Origin of the sequence: Brevibacillus sp. MER 51 (assembly GCF_023714195.1) — a bacterium.
Classification (GTDB): domain Bacteria; phylum Bacillota; class Bacilli; order Brevibacillales; family Brevibacillaceae; genus Brevibacillus.
This window is the reverse complement of record NZ_JAMAUS010000001.1, coordinates 979,829-989,803: the sequence shown is the minus strand read 5'-3', so window position 1 is coordinate 989,803 and position 9,975 is coordinate 979,829. Positions and strand designations below refer to the sequence as shown.

14 protein-coding genes are annotated in these 9,975 nt (G+C 43.3%); 12 read left to right on the top strand and 2 right to left on the bottom strand.

Annotated elements, in window-relative coordinates:
• A partial coding sequence (locus tag M3630_RS04145) for an IS256 family transposase (RefSeq protein ID WP_251251306.1) occupies positions 1-551 on the top strand: 551 nt, incomplete at its 5' end.
• Here M3630_RS04145 and M3630_RS04140 read toward each other — a convergent pair.
• On the bottom strand, positions 507-1,043 hold the full coding sequence (locus M3630_RS04140) for a helix-turn-helix transcriptional regulator (RefSeq protein ID WP_251251329.1): 537 nt from the start codon (positions 1,041-1,043) through the stop codon (positions 507-509). The genes M3630_RS04145 and M3630_RS04140 overlap by 45 nt on opposite strands.
• On the opposite strand from M3630_RS04140, the gene M3630_RS31110 reads away from it, so the two are divergent.
• Both M3630_RS31110 and M3630_RS04130 read left to right on the top strand, forming a co-directional pair.
• Positions 968-1,195 carry an ATP-binding protein gene (locus M3630_RS31110; protein WP_251251305.1) on the top strand — a complete coding sequence of 76 codons (228 nt, stop codon included), beginning with the start codon at positions 968-970 and terminating at the stop codon, positions 1,193-1,195. The genes M3630_RS04140 and M3630_RS31110 overlap by 76 nt on opposite strands.
• Positions 1,120-1,482, top strand: coding sequence for a magnesium chelatase subunit ChlI family protein (locus tag M3630_RS04130; RefSeq protein WP_251251304.1), 363 nt, complete (start codon positions 1,120-1,122; stop codon positions 1,480-1,482). Before M3630_RS31110 ends, M3630_RS04130 begins: the two co-directional genes overlap by 76 nt.
• A gap of 524 nt (positions 1,483-2,006) precedes the next feature.
• On the opposite strand, the gene M3630_RS04125 is transcribed toward M3630_RS04130, so the two are convergent.
• A complete protein-coding gene (locus M3630_RS04125) occupies positions 2,007-2,315 on the bottom strand; it encodes a protease inhibitor I42 family protein (protein ID WP_251251303.1) in 309 nt (102 codons plus the stop codon).
• Between the two features lie 497 nt (positions 2,316-2,812).
• On the opposite strand from M3630_RS04125, the gene M3630_RS04120 reads away from it, so the two are divergent.
• The 9 genes from M3630_RS04120 (at position 2,813) to sucD (ending at position 9,943) form a co-directional block, all read left to right on the top strand.
• Positions 2,813-3,535, top strand: coding sequence for an EAL domain-containing protein (locus M3630_RS04120; protein ID WP_221869172.1), 723 nt, complete (start codon positions 2,813-2,815; stop codon positions 3,533-3,535).
• A gap of 29 nt (positions 3,536-3,564) precedes the next feature.
• On the top strand, positions 3,565-3,921 hold the full coding sequence (locus tag M3630_RS04115; RefSeq protein ID WP_017249346.1) for a hypothetical protein: 357 nt from the start codon (positions 3,565-3,567) through the stop codon (positions 3,919-3,921).
• Positions 3,918-4,730, top strand: a complete 813-nt coding sequence (locus M3630_RS04110) for a CBS domain-containing protein (RefSeq protein ID WP_237898607.1) — start codon at positions 3,918-3,920, stop codon at positions 4,728-4,730. Before M3630_RS04115 ends, M3630_RS04110 begins: the two co-directional genes overlap by 4 nt.
• 123 nt (positions 4,731-4,853) lie before the next feature.
• Positions 4,854-5,168, top strand: coding sequence for a YbjQ family protein (locus M3630_RS04105; RefSeq protein WP_173608028.1), 315 nt, complete (start codon positions 4,854-4,856; stop codon positions 5,166-5,168).
• A gap of 72 nt (positions 5,169-5,240) precedes the next feature.
• The gene (locus M3630_RS04100) at positions 5,241-5,579 is read left to right on the top strand and encodes an SCP2 sterol-binding domain-containing protein (RefSeq protein WP_251251302.1); all 339 of its coding nucleotides are present in this window, start codon (positions 5,241-5,243) and stop codon (positions 5,577-5,579) included.
• Between the two features lie 84 nt (positions 5,580-5,663).
• Complete coding sequence (locus tag M3630_RS04095; RefSeq protein WP_251251301.1) at positions 5,664-6,557, top strand: AlbA family DNA-binding domain-containing protein; 894 nt, start codon at positions 5,664-5,666, stop codon at positions 6,555-6,557.
• Positions 6,558-6,593: 36 nt separating this feature from the next.
• Positions 6,594-7,649 (top strand): hypothetical protein, encoded by a 1,056-nt coding sequence (locus M3630_RS04090; RefSeq protein WP_251251300.1) that lies wholly within the window; start codon positions 6,594-6,596, stop codon positions 7,647-7,649.
• Positions 7,650-7,835: 186 nt separating this feature from the next.
• The gene (sucC, locus tag M3630_RS04085; protein ID WP_016743310.1) at positions 7,836-8,996 is read left to right on the top strand and encodes an ADP-forming succinate--CoA ligase subunit beta; all 1,161 of its coding nucleotides are present in this window, start codon (positions 7,836-7,838) and stop codon (positions 8,994-8,996) included.
• 44 nt (positions 8,997-9,040) lie between these two features.
• Positions 9,041-9,943 (top strand): succinate--CoA ligase subunit alpha, encoded by a 903-nt coding sequence (gene sucD / locus M3630_RS04080; protein WP_015891769.1) that lies wholly within the window; start codon positions 9,041-9,043, stop codon positions 9,941-9,943.
• Positions 9,944-9,975: the final 32 nt, after the last annotated feature.

Below are 9,975 nucleotides of genomic sequence, written 5' to 3'. Positions count from 1 at the left end.
GCGGAGTCCAGGATATTTTGATTACAAGCGTCGATAACCTTCGTGGCTTTACGGAGGCAATTTCGGCATGTTATCCGAAAACAGAGATTCAGAAGTGCGTTATCCATCAAATTCGAAATTCCATCAAGTATGTTTCCTATAAGGATCTCAAAAAGATTACGGCCGATCTGAAGCCCATTTATAAGGCTCCAACGGAGCAAGCCGCATTAGAAGAACTCGAGCAATTTGAGCAAACCTGGGGTAGTAAATATCCCTTAATGGTTCGTTCCTGGCGAAATAACTGGGACGAGATTGCCACCTTCTTTAAATACCCTCCAGAGATTCGAAAGCTGATCTATACAACCAACGTCATTGAAAGTTATCATCGACAGCTTCGGAAAGTTACGAAGGGAAAAGCCATGTTCCCAACAGACGAAGCCCTTCTTAAAATGTTGTATCTGGTAACGATGGACGTCTTACGAAAATGGACGGGGCGAGTACAGAACTGGGGCCAGATTCTCTTGCAGCTATCCGTTTTCTTCGAGGAACGAGTTCAGCCGTACATCCGCTAATAAAGAAAGGCTCCATCCCCGAAGGGATTCTTCTTTCTCTCCACCAACGGAGTCAAGGGTTCGCTTCGCCTTACGCCCTTGACTCCATTGACCCGAGAAAGATGTCCCAATTAGGGGATGAAACATTTTCATATAACGGTTGATTGAGTTTACACGAAATTCTTGACAGACCCTGACTCTTTGTTCTTCGGGTGGAATCCTGAGCTCATGTTCCCATTCGTATAGAGTGCGCTCACTTATTCCTAAAAGCCCAGCAAATTCTCTCTTTGTGTACCCATAGTACAAGCGCGCTTTAATAATACGTTCCCTTAAAGTTGATTCAAGATCGACCAAGTACATCTGTTTACGTGCTGCTCTAAGACGGCCACCAGGACTATCATCTTCCATAAAAGGGGAGGATAGTTTTTCCTTTTTGAGTGATATTTCAAGGATGCTATCTTCAGCCTTGTCCTTGCGGATTCTTCGGTACTCGAGAGAAGCAAACCTGCCCATGCTCTCCTCAACAAATCTACAAATACCGCTCAAAACTCTCAGGTCCCTTGCTAGACCGCATCGATCTGACATCGAGGTGCCGAAAGTACCCGTTCAACTTCTTCACAACAGAAAAGCAGAGGAGTCCCCAAAAGACATTCAGCAGCGAGTAGAACAAGCGAGGGCTGTCCAATGCGAAAGATACCACTATCCTCAGGGATGTCCTTTTATAAGTGTGATGAATGGTGAAGAGCTCCGTCAATTTGCCGAACTAGATAAGGAAGGACAAGAGATGCTGCAGCTTGTCTTCGAGACATTAGGTTTAAGTGCAAGAGCAGACGATAGAATTGTAAAAGTGGCGATGACAAGTGCAGATTTAGATGGGGCTTCCCTTGTAGATGCTGCACAAGTAGCAGAAGCAATTGGCTACAGAGCTTTGGATCGAGGGCTACTTTTTTAAACGTAAGGGATTTTAAAATGCTAGATAGAATGGAAAAACCAATTCCTTTAGCAGTAACTACCTTGCGATAGCGAGCAATCCATAAGAAAAAAAGATCCATACGATCAGCAATGATCCAAAAACGGCATTTCGCCTATAATCCTTGTTATTCACAATTTTCTTCATAATAAATGTAAAGTTAACAAAGAACAAAATAGCCAGAATAGGGTTAAGGTACAAAGCAGTTATAACAATGAATCCCATATTATTCACCTCATCCAAATTATACCATATCCCGCTGGATGATTATCAATATATGCAGTTTAAATCAGTATCCAGATCATGCTCCTTCTTTGTTCCTCGACTATTTTGCTTTTCTGCATGGTCACGTCTGCAAAGATGTCAACGCCTGTCCAACTGTAAATAGTCAAGTTTTAGACCAGAAGCGGTTAGTCTGTATGTGCCTCATAAATGAAAACCTAACACATACAGACTAACCGCTTCACTTTCAAGTCAGTAACAGTAAGTAATTTTGAAACATAACCCTACACAATCGTAACTACATAAAACGCAAACTCTCCGCATTCCCCACTATCCCAAGGACGACAATATTTCATTGAAATCGACGTCATTCCACGCCGCAAAGCTTGAAAGGACACCACCTGATGCCCCTCTTGCCCAAAACGAGCTGGCGATGATGGGGGAACAAAATGATTCGCATGCAACGATAAAAAGCGAGCATCCACTGGATTAGACAAGTCCCACTGGTAACCGGTTGAGGGATTTGCCGCTAGCGTAATCGTGAACAAGTGGCCTTCCTGCACTTGCAGTGTAAACGTTGAAGTCTTGACCACGCCTACCTTCCTCCCTTTGGATGAGGACGATACCCATTTTTCATACGATATGAAAAAAGCTCTATAGCTGCTAACGACAGAACAAGCAGTAAAATTTAAATTTTTTATTTATATAACGCGTAACGCGGTTCAGAACAGTTTACAAGTTGTGGAATTACTTGATACATCTATCATTTTACGGAAATATAACGATAGAAAATAGGCATTGTACATACAATGTTCCTAATTAATTTGAAACAATTAGTATGATCTGGAAAGGAATATGCAAGATGCTGGCGAATAAGTAGGGACAAAGACATATATTGTCGAAATGTCTGCTGATATTTGTAATCTTTATTACCTAGTTATTGTTATGACTAGAAATATCCACAGAGAGTAGAATTTCTTTTGCTCGTGCATGTAGGTACATTTCCCGGCACCTCCATGGTTCAGAATATCTCGCATGGAGAAGCTTTTTCTTTGTGTTCATACTTGCTAGGAAAGGGAAAGGAAAATTGATGGAGAGCATTGCAGAATTATTTAAGAAAAAAGAATACTACCACGCATTTCAGCCAATATGTCAACTTCCTGAGAAAAGTAGGATAGGGTATGAAGTATTACTTCGCAGTAAAGCGGGGATCCATCCAGAGGCATTGTTTTCTTTGGCGAAGGAAAACAAAATGCTGCCAGAACTCGACTCCCATTCCCTGCATTATGCGCTCTTGACTTTTTTTCATTCGTCGACTGAACACAAAAACGAGCTTTTATTTGTGAATATTTTTCCTTCTACCATAATAGAAGACACATTTCCAGGGTTCATTCAAAAGATCGCTCGTACCTTCCGTCCCTATTTAACCCAAATCGTATTGGAGATCAACGAATCGATTATGGAAGGGGAATGCTGGAGCGAACCCATTTTTACGCGACGCATAGCTGAATTGAAAAAGCTGGGTTTCTTAATTGCGTTGGATGATGTCGGAGATGGCGCAAACATATTCAGTAAAATTGAAGATATCTCGCCAGATTACATCAAGATTGATCGTTTTTTTTCGCAAAAGCTCTCGAGTTCATTAGAAAAGCAAAAGACTGTAAAACTGTTTGTCGATTTTTGCAAAGATGCACCTCAACTCATTCTCGAAGGAGTTGAAGAAGAAGAGGATTTTGCTTGTGCTTCTTTATTGGGCGTTGCAATCGGCCAGGGATACTTGTTTGGTAAACCAGGCAGTTTGCCGGACGAATAAGAAGGCAATGCAGAATTGGAGGAATTTTTATGGCTAGTGATAACAACGTATATTCTCGGAAAGCAACGCTTTCCTTAAAAATATCCGAGTTTGAAGTCCCTCCGATGCAGGATTTGTTGATCATCGGACGGAAAGCACCAATTGGTCCTGAGGCTGTAAGGAGAATGGCGGATGCACTTTCTCCAGAGCAATTTACATTACTAAAGATGAATCATCCGAAGATTGAGGCAGTCTTGTTAAGAAATACTCTTTTGCAAATGATTGATGAAAAATTATTGATGAAAATTATTCTGGAAGAGGCAGAGCGTATGATTAGCGACTCTATGGTTCTGCGATCTGAATTGAAAATAGCACTGTCTGTCCAACGAGAGGTGGATCTATTATGAACATCTCCGACATCATGACGACGACGATTTGTACCATCACCTCTGACAAAAGTGTCTCTTATGCGGCGGAGCGAATGAACGAATCTCATGTTGATTCGTTAGTTGTCATGGATCACGGAGAGGTGCTGGGAATGGTTACGACGAGAGACGTGCTGTCCGCTCATCCTAACCGAATCGTTGCCGATGCCATGAGCAGTCACCCGTTCTACCTGTCTGCCAACCACAATGTTTGGGAGGCTTATCACGCGCTTCATCAAGAACAAAGTGGTCTGGCTTTGATCAAGGAAGAGGATCAACTAATCGGATTCATCACAAAAGAAATCGTAGAGATGAAAATAGCAGAATATCGAGACCCATTATCGGGTTTGTATCGCGCTCCCTACATTCAGTTTATTGGGGAAAATTTTTTAAAGGAGCGTAAACCTTTCCATTTGCTTTTTATCGATTTGAACGACTTTGGCCGAATTAATAAGCTGCATGGCCATCCATTCGGGGATGATGTCATCCGCACCTATTCATCGGTTCTCTCTTCTCTGGCTGAAGAACAGGGGGATTACTTATGTCGTTATGCAGGGGACGAGTTTGTTTTGATCTCTACGATTTCCGATGAACAGATTCAGGAATACATTTCGCTTATTACACGTCCAACAAACGTTCTTGAGATCTTTGTATCTGCAGCTGTTGGCCATGTAAACGGGTTTCAAACCCCAGACTTTTTCGATAAATCTTGGCGGGAATTAATCGCTGAAGCAAGTTTAGGCTCCTCAGCTGCCAAATTATCCAAAACAATTACTTCCACAGTAGGATAGGAAAAGTATAGTTTGTTAGCAATGCGCATACACTTTTGGACAGGTTTAGATCCTTCTTTGCAACCGATTATTTTATGGTACGTAATATATATTGTGAAAAGATCGATATGAGGAGGAAATGACATGATCGTAACTACTACCAGCATGATCCAAGGAAAAGAAGTGGTGGAGTATTTGGATATCGTCAGCGGAGAGGTAATCATGGGTGCAAACGTAGTCCGTGACTTTCTTGCAGGAATTACGGACATCATCGGAGGCAGAAGTGGCTCGTATGAGAGCAAGCTCTCAGAAGGACGTGAACTGGCCTTGCGTGAAATGAAAGAAAAAGCACGGGCATTGGGTGCAAACGCAGTGATTGGGGTTGATCTCGACTTCGAAACATTGCGGGAAGGTATGATGATGGTTATTGCCACAGGCACAGCTGTCCGTGTAAAGTAAGCCGGTAAACACCCGGCTTTCTTTTTTTACAGAAAAGCGGTCCACATACATAGCAAGCAAGGAGCAGTGAGCATGCAGGTACAAAAAACTCTTCAGGATTTATCGAATAGAATAAACGCCCAACCACAAGGGATCACTGGATTACATGCTGTGTACCATTTTGTCCTAAGTGGAGAAGAGGGTGGCACCTACGAGGTGGTTTTATCCGATAATCAAGCGGACTATTCAATGGGTGTGACAAGGGAAGCGGGCTGCAAACTGGAGTTGTCTGACCAAGATTTTGTTAAGCTCGTAGAGGGACGCTTGAATCCCACCGTTGCTTTTGTAACGGGTAAGCTAAAAATTAGCGGAGAAATGGGACTTTCGTTTAAATTGCAAACAATCTTGCATCACTATCAATCACGAAAATAACGAAAAAACTAGTCAATTCTTAAAAGGTTGCGTTAAAATATGACCAAACAATGACACCTACTCTAACACAAAACGAGGGGAAACATGCGCCATATTTGTTCATTGATTGCGATGGTAAGCCAACTGGAAGAACAATCTGTGCGTTTTGATTTTTATCAAGAAATCAGACGACTCAAGCCAGAACGTCAGTTATTAAAGCATCATGTACAATTACCGCGTCATTATTTCGATTATTTAATTCATTCAGGAGTATTGGAAGTGGAAACAGATGCCCCTTATCAGCCGGGCAAGACTATGCCTGCTTCCATTGGTATGAACATACGCTCGCTCGGCGGAAACGTATTGTTTGACATGTGCTTTGCTCCGCAAACATATAAATTGTGGCAAAACACAGATGCAAGCATAGAAGACCTTTCCCTGCCTGCTGATATATTTGAAGAATATGTCTATCGCTTAGGCGCTATCAGTCGTTTTCGCTATTTAGGCCGAATTGACGATCCTGTAACAGCAACAAAACTTGGTGAGAACGACATGATTGAATTCAAACGCGACTTTCTTTATTCAAAGACGGGGATTATTAAGTCTATTGTGGCGTTTGCGAATTCAAACAACGGAAATTTATTTTTAGGCATTACAGATGAGGGGACAGTGTGCGGGATTGATCATGAGATCGAGCAGTACGGAGACCCGGACAAATACATCCTGGCCATTACGCAATACATCCAAGATAAGACGTCACCGTTTGTAACCCCATTTCCAAAAATTTCGTTGAAAAAAATAGATGGGAAAACAGTGGTAGCTATCTTTGTAGAAGCCTCGTCTGATTTGATCTGTGGTTTGGACAAAAACAATGAAAAGTATGTGGTGATTCGTACGAACAATCGCTCCGTTGTCGTGAAAGATCCGCACCAAATTGGTGAAATTTACGTGAAACGAAAGCTAGGCAGTGAGATCAGCCGTCGATTGGGACTTCTGTAGCGTTATCTTACAGGAATACACGAGGAGGGTTACTGCGTGATAGCGTCTTTACGTACGTGTCTACTGGTTATGATGGTGAGTAGTTTGTTCGTCACTGGCTGTGCACAGTCAGGCAAGGTTTCTGACGACATGAAAGATCATATCGAGAAAGAGCTTGGTGCGGTTGAAAAAGTAACGGTGATGTCAACGGATGGACAGGAAGTATTATTGGACTTGCGCTTGTTTTTGCAAGAACTTTCCGGACAAGGACAAGATTTACAAGTATCATCGGAGTCTTTAAAGCAAGAAGATGTACGTTTCACGCTCGTCCTTTATCGAACACAGCAGGCGCCACTCGTCGTGACAGTGGGTGAGTCGGCAAGTGAGTTTGGGGGACACACGTATCGTGGAGCGGGTGCCAGCTATTTTTATCAGTGGGTAAACAAGTTAACTGGAAAAGGAGTGCTCTCACAAAAAATTCATAGCGTGCGTTTATCGGCAGAAGACCTTGGGCAGGCGCGCGTGTTGAACGAAGTAGAAGCAGAATACATCAGGAAAGTAATGGGATCGGCAGTCCCGGAGGTGGACACGCGCAGCAAGCAGTATCCACTCTACCCGAACTATCAGATGAGAATGAATTCTGCTGACAGGCCAGTCGAAGTGGCCATTTTAACGCCGACGCTGATTGCGGTTCCTTTTGGGAGAGAAACGTTTTTCTTTCACGTGGAAGGGAGTCTCTTTTCTAGGTTAACGGAATGGATGCCGCCAAGCAATCGTAAGGACGACAAGATTGACCCGTTATTTAAATCTACACGGATTCGCGTCACAGCAAATGGCGAAATGAATGTCCAAGACACAAAGTTGGATGTTACCCAAACGACAATCGAGCAAGGAATTGCCCATCAATCTGTCCGATTGCTAAAAAATGCCGATCCACTAAATGTTCCACCCAAAAATCCGGGACAAAAACAATACGAACTTCATTTTTTGGTGAATGATATCGATCAGAGAATGGAAGTATATCCACGTTACTTTAAGTATGACCAAACTTGGTATATTCAGGATGAACTCGCTGAAAACGTGTGGAAATTGTTTCAATCTCTACGAAAATGAGGGATTTCCTCATGAAGTTTCGCATTTCTGGTCACGATAAAAAGAACATATTACTACCACTTTTGCAGTTTTTGTCGTAGAATAGTTACGTTGCACTGATAGTGGAGGTTATGACCGGAAAAAGACAGACGTCTTTGAACCGGTCTAAAAGCCTGCCGATCTTTATCTGCCATAGGAGGATGGAGAATGAACATTCATGAGTATCAAGGTAAAGAGATACTTAAGCAGTACGGTGTAAAAGTTCCTGAAGGACGCGTAGCTTTCACAGTGGAAGAAGCTGTAGAAGCAGCAAAAGAACTGGGCACCCAAGTAAACGTAGTAAAAGCGCAAATTCACGCTGGTGGCCGTGGTAAGGCTGGCGGTGTAAAGGTTGCAAAAAATCTTGATGAAGTTCGTACATATGCCAGCGAAATTCTTGGCAAAGTACTGGTTACTCATCAAACAGGTCCAGAAGGTAAAGAAGTTAAGCGCCTTCTGATCGAGCAAGGCTGCGACATCAAGAAAGAATACTACGTTGGTGTAGTTGTTGACCGTGCTACTGGAAGTGTTGTAATGATGGCTTCCGAAGAGGGCGGTATGGACATCGAGGAAGTAGCAGCAAACACTCCAGAAAAAATCTTCAAAGAAGTAGTTGATCCAGTAACAGGTCTGAATGGCTTCCAAGCTCGTCGCCTGGCTTACGCAATCAACATTCCAAAAGAATTGATTAACAAAGCTGCCAAGTTCATGATGAGCTTGTACCAAGCTTTTGTTGATAAAGATGCTTCTATCGCTGAAATCAACCCACTGGTTGTTACTGGCGACGGTGAAGTAATGGCACTGGATGCGAAACTGAACTTCGACAGCAACGCTCTCTATCGTCACCCTGACATCGTAGCTCTGCGCGATCTGGATGAAGAAGATGAGAAAGAAATCGAAGCTTCCAAGTTCGATCTGTCCTACATCGCACTTGATGGTAACATCGGTTGCATGGTAAACGGTGCAGGTCTGGCGATGGCAACAATGGACATCGTGAAATTCTACGGTGGAGACCCAGCTAACTTCCTTGACGTTGGTGGCGGAGCTACTGAAGAGAAAGTAACGGAAGCGTTTAAAATTATTCTCCGTGACGAAAAAGTAAAAGGTATTTTCGTCAACATTTTCGGCGGCATTATGAAATGCGACGTTATCGCAAACGGCGTAGTGAATGCAGCAAAACAAATCAAATTGGACAAACCTCTCGTTGTACGTCTCGAAGGTACAAACGTAGATTTGGGTAAGAAAATCCTCAATGAGTCCGGTTTGAACATCGTAGCTGCAGAATCTATGGCGGATGGCGCTGAGAAAATCGTATCCTTGGTGAAGTAAGATATTTCGAGTAGATACGTAAAAAAAGGTGGGAAAATTACGCGATGAGTATTCTCGTTAATAAAAATACAAAAGTAATTACGCAAGGGATTACGGGTGCAACTGGTCTGTTCCACACTCGCGGAGCCGTTGAATACGGTACACAAATGGTGGGCGGTGTAACACCTGGTAAAGGTGGAACCGAAGTTGACGGTATTCCAATTTTCAACACAGTTAAAGAAGCGGTTGAAGCAACTGGTGCAACTGCATCCGTTATCTACGTTGCTCCTCCTTTCGCTGCTGACGCGATCATGGAAGCAGTTGACGCTGAACTGGATCTGGTAATCTGCATTACAGAAGGTATCCCAGTTCTGGACATGGTGAAAGTTAAGCGTTACATGGAAGGCAAGAAAACCCTTCTCGTAGGTCCTAACTGCCCTGGCGTAATCACTCCAGGTGAGTGCAAAATCGGTATCATGCCTGGTTACATCCACGTTCCAGGTAAAGTGGGTATCGTTTCTCGCTCCGGTACCTTGACTTATGAAGCAGTTCACCAAACTTCTACTCGCGGCCTTGGTCAATCCACAGCTGTAGGTATCGGTGGAGACCCAGTAAAAGGTATGGAGTTCATCGATGTACTGAAAATGTTCAACGAAGATCCAGACACTGAAGCAGTTATCATGCTGGGTGAAATCGGTGGTACTGCGGAAGAGGAAGCAGCAGAGTGGATCGCTGCTAACATGAAAAAACCAGTTGTAGGCTTCATCGGCGGACAAACTGCTCCTGAAGGAAAACGTATGGGCCACGCTGGTGCGATCATCTCTGGCGGTAAAGGTACAGCTGCTGAGAAAATCGCGAAGCTCGAAGAATGCGGTATTCGCGTAGCGAAAACACCTGCTGTTATCGGTGAAACACTTGTTGAATTGCTGAAAGAGCGCGGTATGCTCGAGAAAGTAATGGGCAAGTAATCAGATAAGACAGAAGTGGACAGGCTTAGGCT

What these genes read in the sequence shown, in the direction of transcription:
- M3630_RS04140 (WP_251251329.1), bottom strand. Translation starts at nt 1,043, where the DNA reads ATGGGCAGGTTTGCTTCTCTCGAGTACCGAAGAATCCGCAAGGACAAG.
- M3630_RS04120 (WP_221869172.1), top strand. Translation starts at nt 2,813, where the DNA reads ATGGAGAGCATTGCAGAATTATTTAAGAAAAAAGAATACTACCACGCA.
- M3630_RS04115 (WP_017249346.1), top strand. Translation starts at nt 3,565, where the DNA reads ATGGCTAGTGATAACAACGTATATTCTCGGAAAGCAACGCTTTCCTTA.
- M3630_RS04110 (WP_237898607.1), top strand. Translation starts at nt 3,918, where the DNA reads ATGAACATCTCCGACATCATGACGACGACGATTTGTACCATCACCTCT.
- M3630_RS04105 (WP_173608028.1), top strand. Translation starts at nt 4,854, where the DNA reads ATGATCGTAACTACTACCAGCATGATCCAAGGAAAAGAAGTGGTGGAG.
- M3630_RS04100 (WP_251251302.1), top strand. Translation starts at nt 5,241, where the DNA reads ATGCAGGTACAAAAAACTCTTCAGGATTTATCGAATAGAATAAACGCC.
- M3630_RS04095 (WP_251251301.1), top strand. Translation starts at nt 5,664, where the DNA reads ATGCGCCATATTTGTTCATTGATTGCGATGGTAAGCCAACTGGAAGAA.
- sucC (WP_016743310.1), top strand. Translation starts at nt 7,836, where the DNA reads ATGAACATTCATGAGTATCAAGGTAAAGAGATACTTAAGCAGTACGGT.
- sucD (WP_015891769.1), top strand. Translation starts at nt 9,041, where the DNA reads ATGAGTATTCTCGTTAATAAAAATACAAAAGTAATTACGCAAGGGATT.